This window comes from Mycobacterium shottsii (assembly GCF_010728525.1).
Classification (GTDB): Bacteria; Actinomycetota; Actinomycetes; order Mycobacteriales; family Mycobacteriaceae; genus Mycobacterium; species Mycobacterium marinum.
In genome coordinates, this window is the sequence record NZ_AP022572.1 from 3,086,624 (window position 1) to 3,113,222 (window position 26,599).

Sequence of the window (26,599 nt, forward strand, 5' to 3'; positions counted from 1 at the left end):
GTGGGTCGTGGCAGGCGCCGGCGCGCGGGGCGGTGGGTGATCGCATCGGATCGGCATGGCCGACCGCCACAATGAGCGCTCTCAAACTCGCTTAATCGACGCATCGAGGCGCCGCCTTATCGGCCGTTATTGATCTGGCTTTCGCCGGGGGACCGCTCTCGGCAGTGTTGTTCAGCCGTTCGAGTCACGTGCGCTGCGGGAGCGAATCGCTGTCTTGCGCCACCGGCAGGAACGCAAACAGCACCTGCCCGCCAAAGTAAAGAATCCAGTTCAGCGCATACAGATCGAACCCAGGGACATTCGAGTCCTGGCCCGAGGGCAGCCAGGTGAAAAATAGGTACAGGTCTGAGACGGGGATGAGCAATCCGCCAATCAGTACCGCTAGCGCCAGCAAGCTGAATCGGTCGGCCCAGAAACACCAGATGCTGAAACTGATCAGCGCCGTGTAGATGATCAGGTTGAAGAGGAAGCTGCCCACCTCGAGGAAGTGATGGCCCTGCACCGAGTTCCGGATGTGCAGGACCCAAGTCGCCGTGTTGGCCGCCGCAACCACGGCGACGATAAGCCAGCGAGCCCGATATGCGAAGCCGCCGTACGCGCGCAGCCTGGGCGCGGCAAACTTGTACAGCACAATGGCATATAGGCCGTAGGCGATGCCGAAAAGAATCACCGCGGCCGACAGTTTGCGGCTGATTTGCTCGATGCCGGAGATCGCGCTGTTGACCACATCTCCGACCGTGGCGAATGCCATCCTCACGATCAAGACCAGGGAATACTTCGCCACTTTTGGAGAAAGCTGTCGCTGATATGCGAGCCGCACCGCCAGGACGAAGAGCATCAGTCCGATATGCCACAGGTGGTAGAGGACCGTGGGTGGGCGGGAGATGCCGCCGGTCCACAAGACCTCCAAAGTGATGCTGATGGCAATGACACTGAGCAGGGCCCTGGCGTAGGCAGCCATCGTCAGAGGGCCGCCCGCCCGGTGATCGGCGGCAGATCGGCAAGCGTCACGATCCCCGGTTTGGCGGCCACCACCGCCGGAACTGCATTGGTTACCGGCATCGCGGTGTAGATCATGCCCAGGCCCATGAAGCCGGGCTCCGTCCAGTCCTTCGGCGGCAGACAGTGCAGCACCGTGCGCATGTTGGGCAACCCGAACACCTGGATGACATGGCCGTGCTCGAGTGGCTTGGGCGGAACCACATGATTGCCCATCGTCCAGTTGAATCCGACGCTGACGACGTTGCGATCACCGACCCAGCCGCGGTGGTAGCCGTATACGCTGCCGACGGTGCCGGCAGGGATCTTCATGAACCCCAAATCGGTGTCCGCGGTGGCCGCGGTGAAGGCGACGTCGAAGGTCATCTTGTCCAACGTTGCGCCGATCGCGTCGGCCATCATCGCCGCCGATTCGGCGAAGACCTCGCTTTCGACCCGCACGCTCTCGGCCAGGCCGGGGGTGTCGGGATGCTGGGAGAACCCCATCGCCGTCTGGGTGGCCGCCGATTCGTAGGTCGAGCAGTCGACGGATTCGGTGATCCGGATTTCGTCGACTCGCTCGCAGGAGCCGCTGAGCACCATGCCGACCATGTTGGTCATCCCCGGATGTGCGCCGCTGCCGAAGATCGTCGCGCCGCCGCGTTCGCAGGCGGCCAGGATGCGTTCGCGGTCCCGCGGTGTCTGCTTGCCCCCGGTGATCCAGGCGGCGCTGGTGCACACATTCACGCCCGACTCGAGCAATCCCACCAGCTCATCGATGTTGGGCCACAATGGGTTATAGCAACACGCGTCGGCGCCCAGCGCGAGCAGCGCGTCGATGTCGCTGGTCGCCCGCACCCCGGTGGGGTCCGGCCAGCCCGCCAGCTCGGCGGCGTCGACACCAACCTTGTCCGGGCCGTGTGCGTACACCCCCACCAGTTCCAGGTCGGGTCGCCCGATGATGGCGTGCAGCGACCGCCGCCCGATATTTCCGGTGGTCCACTGGATAACCCGAAGCGGGCGTTCTGTGCTCATCGAAGGCTCCTTTGCCGTTGCGATTGGACCCATTATGTGCACCGAGCTTTGGTGGGCTCGGACTGCCTCCCGGGCGGAGCCGGTAAATGGGATGCGGGCCGGCGCCGCCGTGTGCCAGAGTCGGAGCCCGTGACTGCAGTACTGCCCGCATCGGTGACATTGACTACTCCGGCCGAGGACGACTGGGCCGGGATGTACCTTTTGGCCGCGGCAAGTTTCACCGATTTCATCGGTGCGGAGTCGGCCGACGCCTGGCGGGGGCTGATACCTGCCGATGGGGCGGTGGTGGCCCGTCACGGCCGTGATGTCGTCGGGATGCCGCTGTTCATTGATCTGCAGCTGACGGTGCCCGGCGGCAACATGCTTTCCACCGCCGGCATGAGCTTTGTCGCCGTCGCGCCAACGCACCGCCGGCGCGGGCTGCTGCGCGCGATGTGCGGCGAACTGCGCCGGCGGATGGCCGATTCCGGGTATGCCATGGCCGCGCTCCATGCCAGCGAGGGCGGCATCTACGGCCGATTCGGCTACGGCCCGGCGACGATTCTGCAGGAGCTGACCGTCGACAGACGCTTCGCCCGACTGCACGCCGCGGTGCCCGACGGAGGGACGGTCAGGTTGGTCAGCCCCGCGCGCCATCGCGCTGAGTTCGAAGCGATCTACGAGCGCTGGCGCCAACGCTTGCCAGGCGGCCTGGTGCGCCCGCCGGTGTTCTGGGACCAGCTGATGGCCGAATGCAAAGCCTCGCCCGGGGGCGAGCGCGAATCGTTTGCGCTGCTGCATGCCGACGGCTACGCGCTCTACGGGGCGGACAGGTCCGACCCCAAGCTGACCCGCGTCGACGAGCTGCGCGCTGTGACCCCGGAAGCGCGGGCAGCCCTGTGGCGAACACTGCTCGGGCTGGACTCGATGGAGCGGATCAGCATCGTCAGCCATCCGGCTGAGCCGATGCCGTTCCTGCTCACCAACACCCGACTGGCCCGCACGACCTGGCGGCAAGACGGCCTGTGGCTGCGCATCATGGACGTTGCGCCCGCCCTCGAGGCCCGCGCCTATTTCGGCGACCTCACCACGGTGATCGCCATCACCGGCGGTGGCCGGTTCGCGCTGCAGATCCGTGACGGACGCGCGGCCTGCACCCCGACCGACGCACCGGCGGATGTCGAGATGGATCGCGACGTGCTGGGCAGTCTCTACCTGGGTGTCCACCGCGCGTCCACACTGGCCGCGGCCAACCGGTTGCAGGCCAAGGATGCTGGCGTGATTGCCCGGCTCGATGCGGCGTTTTCCAGCGAGGTCCCCGCCGAGACGGCTTTCGAGTTCTAGGTTCCGCCGCGCTGCCCGGTGGCCGCGCGGCACCGCCGCTGCCACCCGCCGGACGCGGACCGTTGGGGTTGTGCACGGGCCCCGCCAGCGGCAACGTCTGGGGTCCTTCGGTGCTGCCGGCCCGCCCCGCACCCGGTCGCCATAGCGGCATCCGGGCGCGGGGCGGGAGACGGCCTCGCCGCGGGCTGACCCCAGCTCGAGGTAGCCGTGTGCGCTGGCTCCCTAGGTCCTGTCTGCTAATTGCGGACGCGGTGGTAGGTGATGATGGCGGCCAGGGTGGCACCGCCGAGGTAGGTCAGGGCGTATTTGTCGTAGCGGGTGGCGACCGCGCGCCAGTGTTTGAGCCGGTTGAAGCTTCGCTCGACGGTGTTGCGGTGCTTGTAGATTCGGCCTGAGAACCCCGGAGGCCGTCCTCCGTTGCGGCCTTTGGCTTTGCGGCGGGTGATCTGGTCGCTGCGCTCGGGGATGGTATGGGCGATCTTGAGCCGGCGCAGCTGTGCCCGCGTCGAGTCATGGGAGTACGCCTTGTCCGCCAGCAGGCGAAACGGGGCGTATGAGTTGCTGCACCGGGCGGCCAGCAGTGGCCAAAGCATCGGATTATCACCGGCTTGACCGGCCGACAGTGCCAGGGTGACCGGACTGCACAGCTGGTCGGTCAAGGCGTGGATCTTGGTAGTCAGCCCGCCGCGGGAACGCCCAATGGCGTGGTCATCGGGCTCATCGAGATATTTCTTGTAATTCGACAGATCCCCCTGTGCGGCGCCCGGGGCGCTCCGGCTGCGTGTTGGTGGGCGCGCACACTGGTCGAATCGACCGACAACAGTGCGCCCAGGTCGGCGTCCTCGGCGTCGAGGTCAGAGGCGATCGCCGCGAAGATCCGCGCGTAGATGCCATCGACCGACCAGCGTAGATGCCTCTCGGCCACCGATTGCCAGGGACCGAAGTGCTCGGGCAGGTCACGCCACGGAGATCCCGTACGGTAACGCCAGATAATGCCCTCCAGAGTACGTCGATGATCGTTCCACGGCCGGCCACGCCGCCGCCCCGCAGGCAACACCGCCACGATCAGCGACCACAAATCATCAGAAATCGCATGCGTCCGCATCACCCAAACAGCATCAGCCAAAACACCATTCACATTAAGCAGACACACCCTAGGCGGGTGCGCCCGCGAGCAGCCCGACGCCGTCCGGGCAAAGAGCCGCCGACTGGGTCGGCGATCCGCCGTACTGCAGCCACAGCGGCAGGACACTTTTGAGGCGTTGCATGAACTTGGCCATTCCCACCCGGTACTCGCCGAATCCCAGCGGATCGGTCCGGTACTCGGGGAACGCAATGCCGATCCCGAACAACCCGGGCGCGAGAATCCCGTTGGCGCCGTCGTGCTCCAGCGGTCCCCACTGCGGGGTCAGGGGAAGGTGCCTGCGTTCGAACCCGACGGTGTAGACGGCCTGGTCGCATTCGCGAAGCAGTCTGGCGAATTCCGGGCCGTCGACCAAACACCTGTGCAGCCGTTCGGGATGGCGCCCGTTGATGTTCTCCCGCGCCCACCGAGCCGCGTCGCCTTTGAGGCCGGTGTCGTCGAAGAGGGTCCAATCCTGGAAGGGGACAGCGTATCTGTGCGGGCTGCGGTAGAAGTTGATCACCTTGTGCACGGGATGTTCGAGCAGGTTCGGCAATGCGATCATCGTCGAGTGGGACGAGCCGAATACGGCAACGGTTGCCCCGTCCAGTTGTTGCTGCGCCAGCTTCTCAGGGTTGAGGGCAACTTCGACCGGTATCTCTTTCAGCTCGGGGTAGGTCAGCTTCTTGGGTGTCGAGCCAACCGCCAGAATGACGTTCTTGGAAGAGATTTCACCGTCGAGTGTGGTGATCTGCCAATGCTGGTTGCGCAGTGAGAGTTCGGTTGCAGTGCTTTGAAATGCTGCCACCTTGGCCCGCAGGTGCTCGGTGACCCAACGCAACGGCCCGGCGACTACGCCTAGTTGGCAGGTGTGCTGGGGGTCGATGTCGTGCAGGTCGAAATGCGGTGCCGCGGCGAAGTCGAACGCGGGTGAGGCGTTGAAGTAGTCCAGGAACAGTGATACTTGGGTGTTGCTCGGGACGGCACCCCACTTTTCGCCCAGGTCTCCTGCCGCGAACTGCGTATCTATCCAAGCGATTTCATTGGGCCGCACGCTGTGGTCGAGCAGTCTGCCAACACTGGCGATCCCTGCGGGTCCGGCTCCGATGACGGTCCACGTGTAGTGAGTCATGTCTCCTCTTGAGGCTTGTTCGCATACGTTTGTCGGTTTGTGTCGTCTTGCCGGCGCACGTTGACGCGCCGACATTTCTAGTATTTCGGCGGCAGCCGCGCCTGGGCAGAGGGCACTTCTTTGAGTGGTTACAACCAATGGTTGTGACCACGGGCGGGTGTTTGCGCGCCGGGCGTCCCGATCGGGTGCCGGTCAAACGGTTCGGCGGATCGCCGCCGGGCTGGGCGCCGCGGGCAGGCGATCGGCGGCTCGGAGTTAGAGCCTGACCAGGTCGTAGTCGGCGATGTGATCGATGAGAACCCGAAGCTGATCCTGGGTGGAACCCAGGGTGTGGTCGATCGCGGTGAGCCGGGCCGCGTAGTGGCCCACCGGATACTCCGCGGTCACCCCGATGCCGCCGTGCAGCTGGATCGACTCTTGCGCGATGTGGCGGCCCGACCTGCCAATCTGAAGCTTGGACCGGGAGGCGATCAGCGGGTCGAGGTTGCCGTCGGCAATGGACATCGCGGCGTAGAAGCTCATGCTGCGGGCCAGCTCCAGCGACACGTACATGTCGGCCGCACGCTGGGTGAGCGCCTGGAACTTGTTCAGTGTGACGCCGAACTGCTTGCGCGTCTTGAGGTAATCGGTGGTCAGGCGAAGGGCTTCTTCCATCGTACCGACCGCTTCGGCGCACATCGCCGACTGGATCCGGATGATGGCGTTGCGAATGGCGGCTGACGCGTCGACGGCGTCGCCCAGCGGTGCCGCGGGCGCCTGGTCCAGGTCGATCTGCGCACCGCGCTGACTGTCGAACGTCGGGTACGGGTGCTTGTCGACCCCACCGCCCTCGGGGCCGGCATCCACCAGGAACAACCCGACCCCACCATCGGGCAGGGCGGCGCTGACCACCAGTGTGTCGGCGCAGTCACCAGCCAGGACCGGATTCTTCGTTCCGCTCAGGTGCCATGAATCACCTTGCCGCGCAGCACGAGTCGACACGGTGGCCGCCGGGCTGCGCTGGCCCGGTTCCAGGTGTGCGAACGCCAGCAGTCGCTATCCGGCGGCGACTTCGTCGAGTAGCTGCAGCTGTGCGTCGTTGCCCAACTCGGCGATGATCGCGCCGGGTGCCAGCGCGGCGTGCACGATGGGTTCCGGGGCCAGCCGGCGACCGACTTCGGTCATCACCAGCATGATCTCGATCTGGCCGGCCTCGGCCGGCTCGAATCCGAGCCCCAAGATCCCGGTGTCGGCCAGGTGACTCCAAACGTCGCGGCTCCAGCCGAGATCGGTGTCGATGATCTTGTTGCGGCTCTCCGCGTCATAGCTGCGAGACAACAGATCACGGGTGGTGTCGCGGAGCAGCGTTTGCTCGTCGCTGTACTGAAAGTCCATGACTGCCTCACAATCCCAAGATGGTGGACGCGATGATGTTGCGCTGCACTTCGTTGCTGCCGCCGTAAATCGATGTCTTGCGGTAGTTCAGGTAGCGCGGGGCGCTGCTCTGGGCCCACTGCGGTGACGCGATCCCTGCCGCCTGGGCACCGCCCACCGGTAGCGCGTCGGGCCCGGCTACCTTGACGAGCAATTCGGTGGCGACCTGCTGCAATTGGCTGCCGCGCAACTTGAGTACCGACGAAGCCGGGTTGGGCTTACCGTCTGCCGAGTCGGTAACCACCCGAGCCTGGGTGAGTTCCAATGCCAGCAGCTCGTTTTCGGCTTCAGCAAGGCGCGCCGCGAACAGTGGATCGTTGAGCAGGCCGTTGTCAGCGGCGTGCTTTTTCACCTCGGCCAGGCGCACCTTGGTGCGGCCCACCCCGGCGATCCCGGTGCGCTCGTTGCCCAGCAGGAACTTCGCGTAGGTCCAGCCCTGGTTCTCCTGGCCGACGAGTTGATCGGCCGGTACTCGAACGTCGGAGAAAAATACCTCGTTGACTTCGTGACCACCATCGATGGTCTTGATCGGCCGCAGCGTGATGCCGGGGGTGGCCATGTCGATGAGCAGAAACGAAATGCCGGCTTGCCGCTTGGGCGCCTGGGGGTCGGTGCGCACCAGGCAGAAAATCCAGTCGGCATACTGGCCCAGCGTCGTCCATGTCTTCTGGCCATTGACGACGTAGCTGTCGCCATCGCGCACGGCTGTGGTGCGCAGTGATGCGAGATCCGAACCGGCCTCAGGTTCGGAGAAGCCTTGACACCACCAGATGTCGAGGCTGGCCGTCGGAGGCAGGAAGCGCTGCTTGATCTCCTGGGATCCGAATTCGGCGATCACCGGACCGACCATCTTGGTGTTGAAGTTCAACGGCTCCGGGACGCTGGCCAGCTGCATCTCGTTGGCCCAGATCTGGTGCTGAGTCGGTGTCCAGTCCTTACCGCCCCATTCCACCGGCCAGTTCGGCACCGCCAGCCCGCGATCGTGGAGGATCTTGTGGCACGTGACGATCTCGTCGCGGCTCGGCGACTGGCCCTGGCGCACCAGCTCGCGCAGGTCTTCGGGTATCTGGGTGGTGTAGAAGGTGCGAAGCTCGTCGCGGAAGGCGGCTTCGTCGGGGGTGAGAGCCAGCTTCATCGGCAGCCTCCTGTTTCAGGTGACCACCGTTGGGTTTGCTTCCCGCGCAGGGACTGCGCGTGCCGGAAACCGGCAGTCCTGCCTTGCACGTTAGGCGCATCGCGGGCCCACCTGTTAATCGGGTGCCTCGACACCGGTGTTGGGCCGGTCCTGCTGCACCTGCCTGGTGCACAGTGTCGGGTTCATCCACAAGCACCCGGCTTGGCGCCGTCGCTTCGAGTTGGTGTGGCGGTCGGCGCATTTACCGTCGGCCCATGCGAACAGAGCTTCCCGCCGAGCGACTGCAGCGACGGCTCAGCACCGCCCCCGACCTCCGATTGCACGCCGATTCCGGTGCCGCCGAATCCGGTGCGGATCCGCACGACGATCGCGATGACGACCCGAACTCGCTGCTCCCGCGCTGGCTGCCGGAGGCAGGGGATGGCAGCGGCTTGCTGAGCAGGGTGCGCGCCGACCCCGGGCGTGCCGGTGCCATCGCGTTGGCCGTCGTCGCCGCGCTTGCGGTGCTGGTCACCGCTTTCACGTTGCTGCACGATCGCCCTGCGCCGGTGATGTCGGCGAAATTACCCGCGGTGGAACATGTTTCGGAGAGCTCGGGAGCCAGCCCTGGATCCTCGGCAAGTCCCGCCGCGGCTGCCGGCCCGGATCGGCCGGTGGTGGTCAGTGTCGTTGGCCTGGTCCACACGCCGGGACTGTTCACGCTGGCACCGGGCGCCCGGGTAGCCGATGCGTTGCAGGCCGCCGGCGGCGCGCTGGCCGCTGCGGACACCATCGGCCTCAACATGGCCCGTCAGCTGGCCGATGGCGAACAGATTGTGGTGGGGCTCGCACCCGTCGCGGGGCAGCCCAAAAGATTCGGCAGCTCGATCGGCGCCGCCACACCAAGCCCAGCGCCGGCGGCGACGTCGGGCACGAGGGCCCCGGGCCCCAATCCGGCCGAGGTCCTCGACCTCAACACCGCGACGGTGGAACAACTGGATTCGCTGCCCGGGGTGGGGCCGGTCACCGCCGCTGCGATCGTGTCGTGGCGAGCGGCAAACGGCAAGTTCACCAGCGTGGACCAGCTTGCTGAAGTTGACGGCATCGGCCCGGCGCGACTGCAGAAGCTGCGGTCCCTGGTTCGCGTCTGACGCCGGTGCATAGCGGGATGGCCGGCGCCGGCCGCGACGTGGCGGAGCGACTGGACGTGCGCCTGGTTCCGGGTGCGCTGACCAGCTGGATCGTGACCGCGGCGGGAATCGTCTGGCCCGTCGGTCGCGCGTGCGCATCCGGGTGCCTGCTGCTCGCGCTCGGGGCCGGGGTGTTGTGGTGGATCACCGATCGCCGGCCGCGGTCGAAGCGGTGGCCGTGCGCAGCCAGCGCCGGCCTGGTCACGGTCGGGGTGGTGGGCGCGGGCTTTGGAATGGCGATCGCGCTGCGGACCGAGGCCCTGGCGCGCCATCCGATCAGCGCCGCGTTCGGAACCTCAGCCGCGGTGACCGTCACACCCAGTGAAAGTGCCTTGTCGCTGGGGTCTGACCGATTGATGTTTCGGGCGACGATCCAGCGGCTGCGTGATGACGAGATCTCCGGTCGTGTCGTGGTGTTCGCGCGTGCCTCCGAGTTCGAGGAGACGGGAGAGCTGACGGTCGGGCGGCCGGTGCGCTTCACGGCCCGCATCAGCGGTCCCGCCCGCCACGATCTCACGGTCGCGGTGCTCAACTCGGCGGGTGCGGTCAAGGCTGGTCGTGCCGGTGCGTTGCAGCGGGCCGCTCACCAGGTGCGCGGCCGGTTTGCCGCGGCGGCACGGCGCGTTCTGCCCGCCGACCAGGCCGCGATGCTGCCCGCCTTGGTCCTCGGTGACACCTCGACGGTCGGCACCGAGACCGGCCGCGCGTTCCGGTCAGCGGGGATGACCCATCTGACGGCGGTGTCGGGAGCCAACGTCACCATCGTCTGCGGTGCGGTGCGGTGCTGTTCTCGGCGCGTTGGGTCGGACCGCGGGCCGCGGTGGCACTGGCCGGGATCGCGCTGGTGGCGTTTGTGGTCGTGGTGCAGCCGACGGCGAGTGTGTTGCGGGCGGCGCTGGTGGCATCCATCGCGCTGGCCGCGATGTTGTCGTCGCGTCGACGGCAGGCGATTCCGGCGCTGTCGACCACCGTGCTCGTGTTGCTGGTCGCGGCGCCGCACCTGGCCGTTGACGTGGGTTTCGCGTTGTCCGTGGTGGCTACCGCCGCCCTGGTCGTCGTCGCTCCGGGGTGGTCGGACGGCCTGGTGGCGCGGGGCTGGCCCAAAGTGCTGGCGGACGGGCTTGCCGTCGCGACCGCGGCACAGGTGGTGACGGCACCGCTGGTCGCCGCGATCTCCGGCCGGTTCAGTGTGGTCGCCGTGGTTGCCAACCTCGCGGTAGCCGCCGTGATCGCGCCGATCACCGTGCTGGGCAGTGCGGCGGCCGTGCTGGTCATCCCGTGGCCGGCCGGCGCGCAGCTGCTGATCCGCTTCACCGGGCCGCAGGTGTGGTGGGTGTTGCATGTGGCGCGGTGGGCCGCCGATGTGCCAGGGGCGACCGTGGCCGTCCCGGAAGGGCTTGCCGGGGTGCTGATTGTGGGGGGAGTCACCGTGTTGGTGGTGGCGCTGTGGCGATTTCGGTGGTTTCGGCTCGCGATGATTTCAGCTCTGCTGGCCACCCTCGGTTGTGGGCTGGCGTGGTCGGTGCCGGGCCTGGTCGGCCCCTCGTGACACCATCAGGGGGTGAGCGAGATTTCGCCGTTGCACTTGGTCCTGGGTGATGAGGAACTGTTGGTCGAGCGGGCGGTGGGCGACATCGTGCGGGCAGCGCGTGAGCGGGCACGCCAGGCTGCGGGCACCGACGACGTGCCGGTCAACCGAATGCGCGCGGGCGACGTCAGCACCTACGAGCTGGCCGAACTGCTGAGCCCCTCGCTGTTCGCCGAGGAGCGGATAGTCGTTTTGGAGGCCGCTGCCGAGGCCGGCAAAGACGCGGTCGCGTTGATCGCCTCGACCGCCGCCGACATTCCACCGGGCACGGTGCTGGTGGTGGTGCATTCCGGCGGTGGGCGGGCCAAGGCGCTCGCCGGTGAGCTGAAGTCGCTGGGTGCACAGGTGCACCCGTGTGCGCGGATCAGCAAGGCCAGCGAGCGTGTCGACTTTGTCCGTGGCGAGTTCCGCGCGCTGCGGGTCAAGGTCGGCGAGGACACTGTGACGGCCCTGCTCGATGCCGTCGGATCCGATATCCGCGAACTGGCCTCGGCCTGCTCACAGCTGGTTGCCGACACCGGCGGAGATGTTGATGCCGTCGCGGTCCGTCGCTATCACAGCGGCAAGGCCGAGGTGAAAGGTTTTGATATCGCCGACAAGGCGGTGGCCGGCGACGTGGCCGGCGCCACCGAGGCGCTGCGCTGGGCGATGATGCGCGGAGAACCGCTGGTGGTACTGGCCGATGCCCTGGCCGAAGCCATACACACGATCGGTCGGGTGGGGCCGTTGTCGGGAGACCCGTACCGCATGGCAAGCCAGCTGGGCATGCCGCCGTGGCGGGTGCAAAAGGCCCAGAAACAAGCGCGGCGCTGGTCGCGCGACAAGGTCGCAACGGCGATGCAGTTGGTCGCGCAACTCAACGCCGACGTCAAGGGAGCCGCGGCCGACGCTGACTACGCGCTGGAATCCGCGGTCAGAACGGTGGCCGAGTTGGTCGCCGACCGGGCCTGAACAGATGTGAACCAGGCCTGAGAAACGTTTGAACCGGGCCTGGACCAGGCCCGGGTCTCAGGTTTGACGGGGTCAGCCCAGCTTGTTGAGGGCGCGCGCCAGAGCCGACTTCTTGTTGGCGGCCTGGTTCTTGTGAATGACGCCCTTGCTGGCCGCCTTGTCCAACTTGCGGTTGGTCGAAACCAGCAGCTCGGCGGCCTTTTCCTTGTCGCCCGAGTGAGCAGCGTCGCGGAACGACCGGACCGCCGTACGCAGCGACGACTTCACCGACTTGTTGCGCAGTCGGGCGCGCTCGTTGGTGCGGTTGCGCTTTTGCTGCGACTTGATGTTGGCCACGCGTTAGTTCCTTAAAGTCTGCTCGGTGGTTGCTCGGGTGACCTTGACACCCGACAGCGAGTGCTCAGGTTATCAGTCGGTTACGTTTTCACCCAAAAGAGGAGCCGTTAGCTCGGCGGATTGTCGAATTGAGGCACCATGAACCAGGTGAGTCTTACTGAACCGATGCAAGCAAGTAGGCGGCGGTCACAAGCGCTTCCGGAACGCATATTCGGCGGCTACAACTCGTCGGATGTGTATTCCCAAGCCTTTGACGAAATGTTCGACGCCCAGGGCAACGTTCGCGGCCCCTACAAGGGCATCTATGCCGAGCTTGCGCCGTCGGATGCGTCGGAGCTCAAGGCCCGCGCCGATGCGTTGGACCGCGCATTCCTAGACCAGGGCATCACGTTTTCGCTGTCGGGCCAGGAGCGGCCGTTCCCGCTTGACCTGGTGCCCCGGGTTATCTCGGCGGCCGAATGGTCCCGGTTGGAACGCGGCATCATCCAACGCGTCAAGGCCCTCGAGATGTACCTGGACGACATCTATGGCGACCAGGAGATCCTGCGTGACGGCGTCATTCCGCGGCGACTGATCACCTCCTGCGAGCACTTCCACCGGGAGGCCGTGGGGATCATTCCGCCCAACGGTGTGCGCATCCACGTCGCCGGCATCGACCTGATCCGCGACGAGCGCGGCGACTTCCGGGTCCTCGAGGACAACCTGCGCTCGCCGTCGGGGGTGTCCTACGTCATCGAGAACCGGCGCACCATGGCGCGGGTCTTCCCGAACCTGTTCGCCACCCATCGGGTCCGTGCGGTCGACGACTACCCTTCGCACCTGCTGCGGGCGCTGCGCAACTCGGCGGCCACCAACGAGGCCGACCCCACCGTGGTGGTGCTGACCCCAGGTGTCTACAACTCGGCCTATTTCGAACATTCGCTGCTGGCCCGGCAGATGGGCGTCGAGTTGGTCGAAGGCCGCGACCTGTTCTGTCGCGACAATCAGGTGTACATGCGCACCACCGAGGGGGAGTGCCAGGTCGACGTCATCTACCGGCGCATCGACGACGCCTTCCTGGACCCGCTGCAGTTCCGCGCCGACTCGGTGCTGGGAGTGGCCGGTCTGGTCAATGCCGCCCGCGCGGGCAATGTGGTCATCTCGAGCTCGATCGGAAACGGTGTCGGTGACGACAAGCTCGTCTACACCTACGTGCCCACCATGATCGAGTACTACCTGCGCGAAAAGCCGTTGCTGGCCAATGTGGACACCTATCGGTGCTGGCTGGACGAGGAACGCGAAGAAGTGCTGGACCGGCTCAAGGAACTGGTGCTCAAGCCGGTCGAGGGATCCGGGGGCTACGGCATCGTGTTCGGCCCGGACGCGTCGGACAAGGAGCTGGCCGCGGTCGGCAAGAAGATTCGTGACGATCCGCGTAGCTGGATCGCGCAGCCGATGATGGAACTGTCGACCGTGCCGACACGAATCGAGGACTCGCTGGCGCCGCGCTACGTCGACCTGAGGCCGTTTGCGGTCAATGACGGCAACGACGTGTGGGTGCTGCCGGGTGGGTTGACCCGGGTGGCCCAGGTCGAGGGGTCACGGGTGGTCAATTCCAGTCAGGGCGGCGGGTCGAAGGACACCTGGGTGCTGGCGCCGCGCTCCTTGGCTACCGGCCGTGAGCTGGGTGGCGCCCAAGTGCTGCGGTCGTTGCCGCGGACCGTGCCCGAGCAGAGTCCCGACGATACGCGGCCCAACCAGCAGCAGCCGCAGCAAAATCAGCCGCAAGAAGGTCAGCACCAGCAGCAGAAAGCGAAGACCTGATGCTTGCCCGCAACGCCGAAGCGCTGTACTGGATCGGTCGCTACGTAGAGCGCGCCGACGACACCGCCCGAATTCTCGATGTCGCGATACACCAGCTGCTCGAGGATTCCAGCATCGACCCCGACCATGCCTCGCGGCTGCTGTTGCGGGTGCTCGGCATCGACCCTCCCGATCACGAGCTGGATGTCTGGTCGTTGACCGACCTGGTGGCCTTCAGCACCAACGCTTCAGGCGGCTGTTCGATCGTCGAGGCGATCTCAGCGGCGCGGGAAAACGCCAAGTCGGCTCGCGAAGTGACGTCCATCGAGACCTGGGAGTGCCTGAACACCACCTACCACGCTCTCCCGGAACGTGAGCGAGCAGCCAAACGACTTGGGCCGCATGAATTTCTGTCATTCGTCGAAGGGCGTGCGGCCATGTTCGCCGGGCTGGCCGACTCCACTCTGTCGCGCGACGACGGATACCGGTTCATGTTGCTGGGCCGCGCCATTGAACGGGTCGACATGACGGTGCGCCTGTTGCTGTCCCGGGTAGGGGACAGCGCGTCATCGCCGGCCTGGGTCACGTTGCTGCGTTCGGTGGGTGCCCATGACACCTATCTGCGCACCTATCGCGGGGTGTTGGACGCGGCCCGGGTGGTCGAGTTCATGATGCTGGACCGGCTGTTCCCGCGCTCGGTCTACTACTCGCTGCGCATGGCCGAGCACAACCTCGATGAGCTGCTGCATAATCCGCAGAGCCGCATCGGGGCGACCACCGAAGCGCAGCGGCTGCTTGGGCAGGCGCGCAGCAAACTCGAGTTCGTCCAGCCCGGGGTCTTGCTGGAGTCCCTGGACAGCCGCTTGTCAGGTCTGCAACGAACCTGTCGTGACGTCGGAGAAGCCTTGACACTGCAGTATTTCCACGTAACCCCATGGGTAGCCTGGACCGATGCCGGCCCCCGCGGCCAGATGGTCGCCAGGAAGGGAGAATCCTGATGTGGCGGATGCGGGTGGTGCACAGCACCGGGTACGCATACGAGGCGCCGGTCACGGCGTCGTTTAACGAGGCGCGACTGACGCCGCGGTCCAACTCCCGGCAGAACGTGATCCTCAACCGGGTCGAAACCATTCCGGCTACCCGGTCCTACCGCTACGTCGACTATTGGGGTACCGCGGTGACGGCGTTCGACCTGCACGCCCCGCACACCGAGCTGACGGTCACGTCCTCCTCGGTCGTCGAGACCGAGCGTCCGGAGCCGCCGGAGGCGAAGGTCACCTGGGAAGAACTCGAGTCGATGGCCGTCATCGATCGTTTCGACGAGGTGCTGCGCCCCACCTCGTACACCCCGACAAGCAAACGTGTCGCCGCCGTGGGACGCCGGATCAGGAAGTATCACGACCCGGCGGAGGCGGTCGTCGCGGCGGCCCGTTGGGCGCGCAGCGAATTGGACTACCTGCCCGGCACCACCGGTGTGCACTCCTCCGGGCTCGATGCCCTGGAACAGGGCAAAGGCGTCTGCCAGGACTTTGCGCACTTGTCGCTGATTGTGTTGCGGGGCATGGGAATTCCTGCGCGCTATGTGTCCGGTTATCTGCATCCCAAGCGCAACGCGGTGGTGGGGAAGTCGGTGGCCGGACGCAGTCACGCCTGGATCCAGGCGTGGACCGGCGGTTGGTGGCACTACGACCCGACCAACGACACCGAGATCAGCGAGCAGTATATCAGCGTCGGCGCCGGCCGCGATTACAGCGACGTACCTCCGCTGAAAGGCATCTACTCCGGGCTTGGCGTCACCGACCTCGACGTGGACGTGGAGATCACCCGGCTGGCCTAGGGCCTTAAACGGTGGTGCCGTCGCTGCGGGGGCTGCCAAGCAGCCCCGCGGCGCCGCCGGTACCACCGGTGCCGTTGGCACCGCCGCCGAAGCCGATCCCACCGTCACCGCCGGTGCCGCCGTTACCGATGAGCTTGGCGTCACCGCCATTGCCGCCGGTGCCGCCCGCGAGGCTGCCCGCGTTGCCGTCCCCGCCGGCCCCGCCATCACCCCCGTCGCCGATCAGATAAGCACCGGCGCCGCCGTCACCCCCGGCGCCGCCGCCCGCCCCACCGGCTCCGCCGTCGCCGCCGACGCCGACCAACCCGGCGGCGCCCCCGAGCCCGCCGCTGCCGCCAGCGCTGCCGACGACGTCGCCACCGGCGCCGCCGGCCCCGCCGTCACCACCGACGCCGTAGAGCAACGCGGCGCGTCCGCCCGATCCGCCGTTCCCGCCGGTGCCGAGGCTGCCCGCACCACCACCGTAGCCGGCCGCACCGCCGGCACCGCCGTTGCCGATTCCGTAGCCGCCGTCGCCGCCCTGGCCGCCCTGACCGGTCAGGCCCAGGCTGTTGTCGCCGCCAGTCCCGCCGGCGCCGCCGGTGCCGAACAGCCGCGCGTCGCCGCCCAGCCCGCCCATGCCGCCCAACACGGCGCCCGCGGCACCGGCACCACCCGTGCCACCCGCACCGCCGCTGCCGTAGAGCAGCCCGCCGAGGCCGCCGTTTCCGCCGGTACCCCCGAATCCGGATGAGACACCGGCACCCCCGGTGCCGCCGGTACCGCCGCTGCCGAGCAGCCAGGCATTGCCGCCGAGCCCGCCACTGCCGCCGTTGCCGCCGGTGCCACCGGCGCCGCCGTTGCCGATCAGCCCGGCGTCGCCACCGCCGCCTCCCGAGACACCGGCAAGGGTGCTGTCACCGCCCCGGCCGCCGTTGCCGTACAGCAGCCCGCCCGCCCCGCCGGGCGTCCCGAGTCCGCCGACGGTCGCGCCGTCGGCGCCGTTACCGATCAGCGGGCGCCCTAGCAGCGCTTGGGTAGGAGCGTTGATCAGATCTAGCAATGCTTGCGCGGCGTTGGAGGCCTCGGCCCCGGCGTAGGACGCGCTGCTGGCGGACAGGGTCTGCACGAGCTGGTCATGCATTGCCGACATCTGTGCGCTGATGCTCTGATAGCCCTGGGCATGCGTGGCGAACAACGCCGCGACCGCCGCTGACACCTGATCGCCGGCGGAGGCCTGCACGGCGGTCGTCCGGACCGCGGCAATCCCGTTGGCTGCCGCGATTGCCGAATTCACCCCGGCCAAATCGGCGGCCGCCGCGGCCATTGCCTCCGGGTCGGCGATCACATATGCCATGGCGCACCTCTGAGGGTCAGGACCACTGGGCCAGGTGCGGATCGTATCGCGATGCGATCAGCAGTCCGGGCACATTTCGCCCGCGTCCGCCCGACGCGGTGGGCTATCCGCCATCGCTGCCGTTCTGTCCGAACAGGATGCCGCCGCTGCCGCCGGTACCGCTGGCACCGTCGGGGGTACCGTCACCTCCGTGAGCGCCGTCGCCGCCGTTGCCGATGAACCGAGCGTCACCGCCATTGCCGCCGGCCCCACCGGTTGCTGAGCTGGTGCCGCCCTCGGCGCCGTTACCGCCGTTGCCGAGCAGCCACCCGCAGTCGCCACCGCTGCCGCCGTCGCCGCCGTCGCCGGTGCCGTCGCCGGCACCGCCGACGCCTCCCCAGCCGCCATTGCCAATCAGGTAGGCGCCGCCGCCGTTGCCACCTTGACCGCCGGCGGGGTTACCGGAATCGCCGGCGCCGCCGATGCCGCCGTCGCCGCCGTTGCCGCGGTCGCCGCCGTTGCCGAAGAACAGGCCGCCGGTGCCGCCGATCCCACCGAAACCGCCGAACCCGTCGCCGCTGGTAGCTGTGCTGCTAGCGCCGTTGCCGCCGCTACCGCCGTTGCCGGCAAGGATGGCGGTGCCGGCGGAGCCGCCGGACCCTGAACTGAACCGGCCGGCGCCGCCATCGCCGCCGTTGTCGCCGTCGCCATAGAGGATTCCGGCTCGACCGCCGCTGCCACCACTGCCGCCGTCACCGTCGGTGCTCTGACCGCCCGGCCCGCCCGCGGCGCCGTTTCCGAACAGCCCGCCCTGGCCGCCGTCGCCGCCGGTGCCGCCGAATCCGGACGTGCCCAGGCCCACCTCGCCGTTGCCGCCGGCGCCGGCGGCCCCTAACAGGTAGCTGTTACCACCCGCTCCGCCGTCGCCGCCGAACGAGGCGAAGGAATTGATGCCGCTGCCGCCGGTGCCGCCGGCTCCGCCGAAGCCGAATATCAGCCCGGCGTTGCCGCCCGCCCCGCCGGCGCCACCGTTGGTCGCGCTCACATCAGCATCCGCGCCGGTGCCGCCAGCGCCGCCATTGCCGAAGAGCCCGGCACTACCGCCGGCGCCGCCGGCCACACCGGCACTGGTACTGTCGCCGCCGTTGCCGCCGTTGCCCCACAGGAAGCCCCCGTCGCCGCCGGCCTGTCCCACCCCGTTGACGGTTTGCCCGTCGGCGCCGTCGCCGATCAGCGGGCGTCCGAACAGGGCCTCGGTGGGTGCGTTGATCGCGTTGAGCAGCGTCTGCTCGACATTGGTGGCTTCCGCGGACCAATACGAGGTCCCGCTCGACGCTAGGGTCTGAACAAACTGGTCATGAAATGACGTCGCCTGCGCGCTCAGTGACTGATACGTCTGCGCGTGCCAGCCGAACAGGGCCGCGATCGCGGTAGACACTTCGTCGGCCGCGGCCGCCTGCACCGCGGTCGTTTGGGCCGCCGCGACCGCGTTGGCGGCGCTGAGTGTGGAGCCGATATTGGCCAGATCCGAAGCGGCCACCCGCATTAGCTCTGGCGCTACGACCGCAAACGACATCACGACCACCACCACTTCACGACCATTGACCAATTACCAGGCGATATGGATGTTACGCAGCGTGAGCAGGCGGATTTGCGTTTCCACGAAACCCGCACCGCACCGACAAAAGGGCAATTCGTGTCGGCGGTGAACAGTCAGTGGGGCGTGCCCGGAGGACCGCTAGCGGGCGTGCACCTCGACGCGATGCAGGTCGTTGCCCAGTTCGATGCACCCGCCGAACTCGGTCGCGGCCAACGCCCGCCACTGGTCTTCCTGACCCGCGATGATGGCTGGCACGTAGTGCGTCATGACCAGCGTGCCCACCCCCGCGCGGGCGGCGGTCGCGGCCGCCTCCTGTACCGAGGAGTGGTAGTCGCAGATGTCCTTGACTCGCTGTTGGGGGAAGTTCGTGACGATGTCCTTGCGGATCACGGTGTGCACCAACGCACCGGCGCCGGCGGCCAATTCGTCCAGGCTGGGACAGGGCACGGTGTCCCCGGCCAGCACCGCCGACGCGCCGTCGAACTCGACGCGGAACCCGATCGTCGGCGCCACCGGGCGGTGATCGGTGGGTGCCACTCCGATCGCTACACCATCGCGGTCCCAGACCGTACTGTCGGTGTATTCGTGAACCTCGATGGGCGGCGGAGCGTTCAGGTCGGCGTGATGGGCGATCCGGTAACCGATGTCGCGGCCGAACGCTTTGAGCATCGCGTCGACAGTTTCCGCGGTGCCGGGCGGCCCGATGACCTGGAGGGGCGCGGGATCGGCCGCGAAGTTGGTGACCCAGCTGGTGATGAGCACGTCGCCGAGTTCGGCAATGTGGTCGCTGTGCAGGTGGGTGAGCAGCACTGCCGACAAGCCGGCCGCACCCACCCCGACGGCCGCCGCGCGCTGCAGCACCCCGCGGCCACAATCGACCAGGAAGACCTGTCCGCCGGCTCGCACCAGGGTCGATGGCCCCGCACGATCCGGGTCGGGGATGGGACTTCCCGTTCCGAGCAACGTGATCTCAATCATGAGCCCATCCTTGCAAGCCGGGTCGGTGCGTCATCGCTCAACCGGTCGATCCGGCTGGCGGGTATCAGGATTGGTTCTATCGGTCAGGGGGCTCGGGAAGCGCCCAGGTGCAGGTGACCGGATCGATACTTGGCTGTTTGTGCCCGGTTGGGGTGTTGGCTTTCCCGCCGCACGAGTTAGTCGTAGCCTGGGTGTGAGTCGGGTCACAAGCTGTGGGAGGCCTCAATGCGGATCGCGGACGTCTTGCGGAACAAGGGGGCAGCGGTGACGACCATCAACCCCGATGCGACGGTCCGGGAATTGCTTGCCGGTTTGGCTGAGCAGAACATCGGCGCGACGGTGGTGGTCGGAGTGGAAGGTGTGGTCGGCATCGTGTCGGAGCGCGATGTCGTGCGCCAGCTACACACGCACGGCGCCAGCGTGCTGACTCGCCCGGTCTCCAAAATCATGACCAGTGCCGTCGCCACCTGCACAAAGTCCGACACGGTCGACAGCATCAGTGTGCTGATGACGCAGAACCGGGTGCGGCACGTGCCGGTGCTTGACGGCCAGAAGCTGATCGGCATCGTCAGCATCGGCGACGTGGTGAAGTCGCGGATGGGAGAACTCGAGGCCGAGCAGGAGCAGCTGCAGTCCTACATCACCCAGGGGTGATCACTGCCCGGTGCCGCGGCGGCCAATAGCCGCATTCGTCGCTAGCGCCAGCTGTACTCGGCACGCAGCCGCGCCGCCACCACGTCGAACACGTCGCGCTGCAGGATCGCACCCTGGCGGCGGATGCTCTCCTCGGGTACATCGAGCACCCGGTCCAGCCGCACCCAGCCTTGCTGGCCCTCGAAGTCCCAGTCGCCGGTGCCGATTGCGACCCAGTCCGGATCGGCCGAGTACTGCTCCTGGCTGGACAACATCAATGCCAGCAACACGTTGCGCTCACGGCCCACGACAAGCACCGGCCGGTCTTGGCCCCGGGTGGGATCGTCTTCGTAAACCACCCAGGTCCACACGATTTCGCCCGGGTCGGCACGGCCATCGAGGTCGGGAGAGTAGGTGAGCTTGCGCGCCCGCGCAGCGGTCGGGGAGCTGGTGTCGGTCACCGGCCGGCCCGCGGTGATCTCGGCCGGCGGCGGCAGCCCCATCGCCACGATGTTGGCGGTGATCTTGACGGCTTGCTGAATGGTCCGCAGCGTTTCCTGGGTGTTCTGCAGACGATGGACAACCTTGGGCGCCTCGTTGAACACGAGGTTCTCCGCGAAGCGCTGGAACGTCTTCCGCTGGGACTTCCCGGCAGACGTCATATTCCCAGCATAGACGCGATCCGCCGAGCGCGATTGGCCTCGAGTAGGTCCGGGCGGCGCTGCACAGATAGGCTGGAAACCCGCAAACCCCCGCTTCAGGAGAGTCCCATCAGCAGTTTCGCCGACAAAACCTTCACCCCGCCGGCGCAGATTCGGAACTTCTGCATTATCGCTCATATCGACCACGGAAAGTCGACGCTGGCGGACCGAATGCTGCAGTTAACCGGGGTCGTTGACGAGCGCTCGATGCGGGCCCAGTACCTGGACCGGATGGATATCGAACGCGAACGTGGGATCACCATCAAGGCGCAGAATGTGCGGCTGCCCTGGCAGCTCGACGGAACCGAGTACGTCTTGCATCTCATCGACACGCCAGGACACGTCGACTTCACCTACGAGGTGTCACGTGCGCTGGAGGCCTGCGAGGGCGCGGTGCTGCTGGTTGACGCCGCCCAGGGTATCGAGGCCCAGACGCTGGCCAACCTCTACCTGGCACTGGACCGCGACCTGCACATCATTCCGGTGCTGAACAAGATCGACCTGCCGGCCGCCGACCCGGACCGCTACGTGGGCGAGATTGCTCACATCATCGGCTGCGAGCCCGGCGACGTGCTGCGGGTTTCCGGCAAAACCGGGGAAGGCGTCGCAGACCTGCTCGACCACGTGGTGCGCGAGGTGCCGCCACCGCAGGGAGATGCCGACGCACCCACTCGCGCAATGATCTTCGACTCCGTCTATGACATCTACCGCGGCGTGGTCACCTACGTCCGCGTCGTCGACGGCAAGATCACCCCCCGCGAGCGCATCGCCATGATGTCCACCGGCGCCACCCACGAACTGCTCGAGGTCGGCATCGTCTCACCCGAACCCAAGGCCAGCGACGGCCTTGGCGTCGGCGAGGTGGGTTATCTGATCACCGGGGTCAAGGACGTGCGGCAGTCCAAGGTCGGCGACACCGTCACGACCGCCCGAAAAGGTGCCACCGAGGCACTGACCGGCTACCGCGAACCCAAGCCGATGGTGTATTCGGGACTGTATCCCGTTGACGGATCGGACTATCCGAACCTGCGGGACGCCCTGGACAAGCTGCAACTCAACGACGCGGCCCTGACCTATGAGCCCGAAACGTCGGTGGCGCTGGGTTTCGGATTCCGGTTCGGCTTCCTGGGCCTGCTGCACATGGAGATCAGTCGGGAACGTCTGGAGCGCGAGTTCGACCTCGACCTGATCTCGACCTCGCCCAACGTCGTGTACCGCGTCATCAAGGACGACGGCACCGAAATGCAGGTGACCAACCCGTCGGACTGGCCCGAGGGCAAGATCCGCACCGTCTACGAGCCGGTGGTGAAGACCACCATCATCGCGCCCAGCGAATTCATCGGCACCATCATGGAGCTGTGCCAGTCACGGCGCGGCGAGCTGGGGGGCATGGACTATTTGTCGCCCGAACGGGTGGAACTGCGATACACAATGCCGCTGGGGGAGATCATCTTTGACTTCTTCGACTCGCTCAAGTCGCGGACCCGTGGCTACGCCAGTCTCGATTACGAGGAGTCCGGCGAGCAGGAAGCCCAACTGGTCAAGGTCGACATCCTGCTACAAGGCGAGGCCGTCGATGCGTTCAGCGCTATCGTCCACAAGGATTCGGCGTTCGCCTACGGCAACAAGATGACCACCAAGCTCAAGGAGCTGATTCCGCGTCAGCAGTTCGAGGTGCCGGTGCAGGCGGCCATCGGTTCCAAGATCATCGCGCGCGAGAACATCCGCGCGATCCGCAAGGATGTGTTGTCGAAGTGCTACGGCGGTGACATCACCCGCAAACGCAAGCTGCTGGAAAAGCAGAAAGAGGGCAAGAAGCGGATGAAGACCATCGGCCGGGTCGAGGTGCCGCAGGAGGCGTTTGTCGCGGCACTGTCCACCGATGCCGCGGGGGATAAGGGCAAGAAGTAGCCGTGACCGTGGGGCGAGCCGGCTGGGCGGGAGCCGTTGCCCTGCTGGGCATCGGCCTGCTGGGCACCGGGTGCACCAACACCGTTGCGGGAGTGTCCACCCACGCCGGCCAGCCCGGTGCGAATGCGCTTACCCCCGAACACGTATTGCCGGACGGCGAGGAGGTCAAGGCCGCGGTCGGCAACGATTTGCCGCCCCACAGCCCGCCGATGGTAGGTGATATCGGCGTGTTGCCCAACGGGATTCGCGACAATTCTGCCGCCGCGCCCATCGAATGTCTTGGGGCGATAGCGCCGGCGATGCGGATCAGCTACGAGGTGGCGCCGGTCCGCGCGGCGGCACTGCAGGATTATTGGAATTACGACTCCGGTGTGGTGGCGTCCAGCGCAACGGTGGCCGCGATCAAGCTGGCGTCCTCAGACGACGCGCAACGACTATTCGCGTCCTTCACACAGCAATGGCGACAATGCGAGGGCCGCACCGTCACGATGTACACCCATGACAGGAGCGATACAGAGTTGTATTCGAAAGTGACCGAAGTCCGAACCGACGGGCCGATACTTTCGGCGACCGTCATCAGCTGGGACAACCACCACACTCCGCAGTCCCCGGTCGAACGGGCCGTTGGCGTCCAGGGCGACGTCCTCGCCGATGCCAAGGTGGCGCTTAGGCCGCACTCGCAACCCGGGACCAGAGCGATCGAACTCGTCAAGGTGATGCTTCGCAAGGTATCGAGCATGAACTGATGAGAACTCGATTGGTCTTGGCCTGCCTGTTGGTCATCAGTCTGGCTTCGGGCTGCACGTCTGTTGTTGCGGGTACCGCGCTCCCGGCGGCGGGGCTTGCCCCCCAGCTGGTCACCGGAGAAGCGATCAAGGACGTGCTGTTGGACAACGCCGCGCTGGCAAAGATTCTCGGCCAGGACTTCACGGCCAAGTCTGAATTGCCACCGCGCTTCGGCGGTCCGGAGAAGTTGCAGGAAGCCTTCGGCCGGGTGTCGCGGGTCGACTGCCTGGGCATCACGACCATGCTGGCCAAGAGCGCCTATCAGTCGGCGCGTCGATCCGGCAGCGTGGAGAACGTGGCGCGGGAGACCTGGTGGAACTCCGCGGGACCGGCGAAGGTGATCAGCGTGGCGGAGGGCGTGGTCGCCATGTCGGGGCCCGACGAGGCCGCCGAACTGTTCGAGAGCTTCACCCAGCAATGGGACAGCTGTGACGGCGCGATGGTGACCATCGATAGCGGCAAGGTCGCCTTCGCGGACAAGATCACCGACGTGCGCATCACCAACTCCGTGCTGGCGGCGACCGTTTCGATTGGCACCCGAATATCCGGTAAACAGCTCAATGCGGCCAGACCGGAGGCGCGGGCCATTGGCCTGCGGGGTAATTGCCTGGTCGAAGTCGAGATCGCGTTTTTCGGCGTGCGAGGACCCGCAGACAAAGGGTCCGCCGACATCAACACCAGCGCTATCGAGATCGCCCACGCCATGATGGAAAGAGTCAGCGATATGAGCTGACCCCGAATCGACGGGGCTACATCGGCGCGTTGGCCGGCTGGAACATCCCGGAACTGTCGGCCTCTTCCTCGGCGCGGATCACGTGGACCACCGCGTTGATCAGCGCCAGGTGGGTGAACGCCTGCGGGAAGTTGCCCAGATGCCGCCCGGTGCGTGGCTCGATCTCTTCGGCGTACAGATGCAACGGGCTGGCGTAGGACAGCAGCCGCTCGCAGAGCCGTTTGGCCTGGGCCACTTCGCCGATCTCAACCAGGGCCGAGACCAGCCAGAACGAGCAGATGGTGAAGGTACCCTCCTCGCCGGAGAGTCCGTCGTCGGTCTCCTCGACCCGGTACCGCAGCACCAGGCCCTCCTCGGTGAGCTCGTTGGCGATCGCCAAGACGGTATTGCGCACGCGCGGGTCATCCGGGGGCAAGAAGCGGGTCAGCACCACCAGCAGCAGCGAGGCGTCCAGCGCGTCGTCGCCGTAGCGCTGGGTGAACACCCCGCGCGAGTCCACCCCGTGCTCGAGAATGTCCGCCTTGATCTCGTCGGGGATCTGGTGCCACTGCTGGGCATAGCTTTTCTCGCCCTGGCGCTCGGCGAGTTTGGCCCCGCGGTCCAGCGCCACCCAGCACATCACCTTTGACGATGTGAAGTGCTGCGGCTCCCCACGCACTTCCCAGATCCCGCGGTCGGGTTCACGCCAGTGCGTGATCGCCTCTTCCACTTGTCGCTTCAGCACCGGCCACAATGTTTCCGGGACTTGTTCGCGCGACTTGGCGTGCAGATAGAACGAATCCAGAATCGAGCCCCAGATATCGTGCTGGTCCTGGTTGTAGGCGCCGTTGCCGATCCGGACCGGTCGCGCATGGTCGTAGCCGGACAGATGGTTGAGCTCTTCTTCAACCAGGCTGCGCTCGCCGCCCACGCCGTACATCACCTGCAACGGGTGGCGCTCGTTGTGGTTGGCGCCGGACACATCAGCGATGAAGGCGAAGAAGTCGTCGGCCCGCGGTCCAGCCCGAGGGTGTAGAGCCCCCACAGCGCGAAGGTGGAGTCGCGAACCCAGGCGTATCGGTAGTCCCAGTTACGTTCGCCGCGCGGTGTTTCTGGAAGCGACGTGGTGCTGGCCGCCAGCAGTGCGCCGGTGGGCGAGTAGGTCAACCCCTTGAGTGTGAGCGCGCTGCGCTGCAGGTATGCCCGCCACGGGTGGTCGGGGAAGTTGCCGATGTTGATCCACTGCCGCCAGCATTCGGTGGTTTGCCACATCTTCTGGGGGGCCTCTTGGTAGGTCTGTGGCGCCGGGTGCTTGGTCCAGCTCAACGCGACGAACACGTCGTCGCCCTCTTTCATCCGGGTGCGCGCCCGCGCCTCCCGGCCCTCCAACCCGATCCGCAGGTTGGTGGTCAGCCGCAGCGTCGGGTGAGCATCGGGTTGCTTGCTGGCCCGGGCGATGGCCTCACCGTAGGCGTTGGCCGAGTACTCCCAGGTGGCCCCGAGACGGTGGTAGTCGAACGCCGGTTCGCAGCTCATCATCAGCTCGACGGTTCCGCTGACGCAGCGCACGGTGCGCAGCAAGATGTGTTCGGCGTCCCAATCCATCGGCGTACGCCGATGAGTCCGCGAGCGCCGTTCGATGTCGTGCCAGGGCCCCATCACCAACGCGTCGCGCACGATCAGCCACCCGGTGTGGGTCTGCCACGTGGTCTCCATGATCAGGCTGCCGGGAAGGTAGCGCCGCGCCGACGGCACCGAAACCCCGTAGGGGCCCAGCCGGAAATGACCGGCGCTGACATCCAAAATCGCGCCGAACACGCTGGGGGAGTCCGGCCGGGGCACACACATCCACTCCACCGAGCCGGCCGGAGAGATCAAGCACGTCGTTTCCCAATCGGACAGGAACGCGTAGTCGGCAATCGGCGGAAAGGGATTGCGCAGCGATGCACTGGACGGGGAGATTCCGTGCTGGCCGAGTTCGACCGACGCTGCGGGGGCCCCGTCCAACGCGGGAATCTGGGTAGCCGGCGCGGCGTGCGGGGCCTCGGTCGGCTCGACGGTGAGCTCGACGTCCTCGTCTGCGTGTTCGGCGTGCAAAACCATGCCGCCATCATCGACTGTCGACCTGCCCTGCGTCCACCACTGCGCTCCGCGCGGCGCC

The 26,599-nt window shown here is 66.8% G+C and carries 18 protein-coding genes and 5 pseudogenes; 11 read left to right on the plus strand and 12 right to left on the minus strand.

All coding sequences use genetic code 11. The features are described from left to right. Positions 1-184: 184 nt before the first annotated feature. Together G6N41_RS14350 and G6N41_RS14355 are read right to left on the minus strand one after the other, a co-directional pair. Positions 185-961 (minus strand): hypothetical protein, encoded by a 777-nt coding sequence (locus G6N41_RS14350; protein ID WP_198913157.1) that lies wholly within the window; start codon positions 959-961, stop codon positions 185-187. Between the two features lie 2 nt (positions 962-963). Continuing rightward, entirely contained in the window at positions 964-2,013 is a 1,050-nt protein-coding gene (locus G6N41_RS14355; RefSeq protein WP_198913158.1) for an NAD(P)H-dependent amine dehydrogenase family protein, read from the minus strand. A gap of 111 nt (positions 2,014-2,124) precedes the next feature. Between G6N41_RS14355 and G6N41_RS14360 the strand changes: the two genes are divergently transcribed. Next, the gene (locus G6N41_RS14360) at positions 2,125-3,336 is read left to right on the plus strand and encodes an enhanced intracellular survival protein Eis (RefSeq protein WP_231608478.1); all 1,212 of its coding nucleotides are present in this window, start codon (positions 2,125-2,127) and stop codon (positions 3,334-3,336) included. 236 nt (positions 3,337-3,572) lie between these two features. Here G6N41_RS14360 and G6N41_RS14365 read toward each other — a convergent pair. The 4 genes and pseudogenes from G6N41_RS14365 to G6N41_RS14380 form a co-directional block, all read right to left on the minus strand. Further along, positions 3,573-4,444, minus strand: a pseudogene (locus G6N41_RS14365) (IS5 family transposase). A gap of 46 nt (positions 4,445-4,490) precedes the next feature. Further along, positions 4,491-5,591: an NAD(P)/FAD-dependent oxidoreductase gene (locus G6N41_RS14370; protein WP_198913160.1), complete on the minus strand. Its 1,101-nt coding sequence runs from the start codon at positions 5,589-5,591 to the stop codon at positions 4,491-4,493. Positions 5,592-5,846: 255 nt separating this feature from the next. After that, a pseudogene (locus G6N41_RS14375) lies at positions 5,847-6,965 on the minus strand (acyl-CoA dehydrogenase family protein). Positions 6,966-6,972: 7 nt separating this feature from the next. Beyond that, positions 6,973-8,139 carry an acyl-CoA dehydrogenase family protein gene (locus G6N41_RS14380; protein WP_198913161.1) on the minus strand — a complete coding sequence of 389 codons (1,167 nt, stop codon included), beginning with the start codon at positions 8,137-8,139 and terminating at the stop codon, positions 6,973-6,975. Positions 8,140-8,393: 254 nt separating this feature from the next. Between G6N41_RS14380 and G6N41_RS14385 the strand changes: the two genes are divergently transcribed. From G6N41_RS14385 to holA, 3 genes and pseudogenes are all read left to right on the plus strand, one after another. Then, complete coding sequence (locus G6N41_RS14385; protein WP_198913162.1) at positions 8,394-9,269, plus strand: ComEA family DNA-binding protein; 876 nt, start codon at positions 8,394-8,396, stop codon at positions 9,267-9,269. Positions 9,270-9,286: 17 nt separating this feature from the next. Further along, a pseudogene (locus G6N41_RS14390) lies at positions 9,287-10,857 on the plus strand (ComEC/Rec2 family competence protein). A gap of 30 nt (positions 10,858-10,887) precedes the next feature. After that, positions 10,888-11,847: a DNA polymerase III subunit delta gene (gene holA, locus G6N41_RS14395; protein ID WP_085979917.1), complete on the plus strand. Its 960-nt coding sequence runs from the start codon at positions 10,888-10,890 to the stop codon at positions 11,845-11,847. 72 nt (positions 11,848-11,919) lie between these two features. On the opposite strand, the gene rpsT is transcribed toward holA, so the two are convergent. Continuing rightward, positions 11,920-12,183 carry a 30S ribosomal protein S20 gene (gene rpsT / locus G6N41_RS14400; RefSeq protein WP_011741410.1) on the minus strand — a complete coding sequence of 88 codons (264 nt, stop codon included), beginning with the start codon at positions 12,181-12,183 and terminating at the stop codon, positions 11,920-11,922. Between the two features lie 138 nt (positions 12,184-12,321). Here rpsT and G6N41_RS14405 point away from each other — a divergent pair, with 138 nt between their 5' ends. The 3 genes from G6N41_RS14405 to G6N41_RS14415 are packed head-to-tail and all read left to right on the plus strand — an operon-like array spanning position 12,322 to position 15,802. Beyond that, the gene (locus tag G6N41_RS14405) at positions 12,322-13,986 is read left to right on the plus strand and encodes a circularly permuted type 2 ATP-grasp protein (RefSeq protein WP_198913163.1); all 1,665 of its coding nucleotides are present in this window, start codon (positions 12,322-12,324) and stop codon (positions 13,984-13,986) included. Then, positions 13,986-14,963: an alpha-E domain-containing protein gene (locus G6N41_RS14410; protein ID WP_012395342.1), complete on the plus strand. Its 978-nt coding sequence runs from the start codon at positions 13,986-13,988 to the stop codon at positions 14,961-14,963. The genes G6N41_RS14405 and G6N41_RS14410 overlap by 1 nt, the downstream gene beginning before the upstream one ends. Beyond that, complete coding sequence (locus G6N41_RS14415; protein WP_011741407.1) at positions 14,963-15,802, plus strand: transglutaminase family protein; 840 nt, start codon at positions 14,963-14,965, stop codon at positions 15,800-15,802. The genes G6N41_RS14410 and G6N41_RS14415 overlap by 1 nt, the downstream gene beginning before the upstream one ends. A 4-nt stretch (positions 15,803-15,806) precedes the next feature. On the opposite strand, the gene G6N41_RS14420 is transcribed toward G6N41_RS14415, so the two are convergent. The 3 genes from G6N41_RS14420 to G6N41_RS14430 form a co-directional block, all read right to left on the minus strand. Beyond that, positions 15,807-17,138, minus strand: coding sequence for a PE family protein (locus G6N41_RS14420; protein WP_198913164.1), 1,332 nt, complete (start codon positions 17,136-17,138; stop codon positions 15,807-15,809). Between the two features lie 103 nt (positions 17,139-17,241). Continuing rightward, positions 17,242-18,693: a PE family protein gene (locus G6N41_RS14425; RefSeq protein WP_198913165.1), complete on the minus strand. Its 1,452-nt coding sequence runs from the start codon at positions 18,691-18,693 to the stop codon at positions 17,242-17,244. Between the two features lie 162 nt (positions 18,694-18,855). Then, positions 18,856-19,695, minus strand: coding sequence for an Rv2407 family type 3 sulfatase (locus tag G6N41_RS14430; RefSeq protein WP_198913166.1), 840 nt, complete (start codon positions 19,693-19,695; stop codon positions 18,856-18,858). A gap of 225 nt (positions 19,696-19,920) precedes the next feature. Here G6N41_RS14430 and G6N41_RS14435 point away from each other — a divergent pair, with 225 nt between their 5' ends. Next, complete coding sequence (locus G6N41_RS14435) at positions 19,921-20,349, plus strand: CBS domain-containing protein (RefSeq protein WP_198913167.1); 429 nt, start codon at positions 19,921-19,923, stop codon at positions 20,347-20,349. Positions 20,350-20,390: 41 nt separating this feature from the next. Here G6N41_RS14435 and G6N41_RS14440 read toward each other — a convergent pair whose 3' ends face one another. Next, positions 20,391-20,990 carry a type II toxin-antitoxin system PemK/MazF family toxin gene (locus G6N41_RS14440; protein ID WP_198913168.1) on the minus strand — a complete coding sequence of 200 codons (600 nt, stop codon included), beginning with the start codon at positions 20,988-20,990 and terminating at the stop codon, positions 20,391-20,393. Positions 20,991-21,022: 32 nt separating this feature from the next. Between G6N41_RS14440 and lepA the strand changes: the two are divergent. The 3 genes and pseudogenes from lepA to G6N41_RS14455 all read left to right on the plus strand — a co-directional run bounded on the left by lepA (position 21,023) and on the right by G6N41_RS14455 (position 24,459). After that, positions 21,023-22,940, plus strand: a pseudogene (gene lepA / locus G6N41_RS14445) (translation elongation factor 4). A 2-nt stretch (positions 22,941-22,942) separates the two neighbouring features. Next, positions 22,943-23,686, plus strand: coding sequence for a sensor domain-containing protein (locus G6N41_RS14450; RefSeq protein ID WP_198913170.1), 744 nt, complete (start codon positions 22,943-22,945; stop codon positions 23,684-23,686). After that, positions 23,686-24,459 (plus strand): sensor domain-containing protein, encoded by a 774-nt coding sequence (locus G6N41_RS14455; RefSeq protein ID WP_036456254.1) that lies wholly within the window; start codon positions 23,686-23,688, stop codon positions 24,457-24,459. Before G6N41_RS14450 ends, G6N41_RS14455 begins: the two co-directional genes overlap by 1 nt. A gap of 16 nt (positions 24,460-24,475) precedes the next feature. Here the strand turns inward: G6N41_RS14455 and G6N41_RS14460 are convergent. Then, a pseudogene (locus G6N41_RS14460) lies at positions 24,476-26,541 on the minus strand (glycoside hydrolase family 15 protein). Between the last annotated feature and the right edge of the window lie 58 nt (positions 26,542-26,599).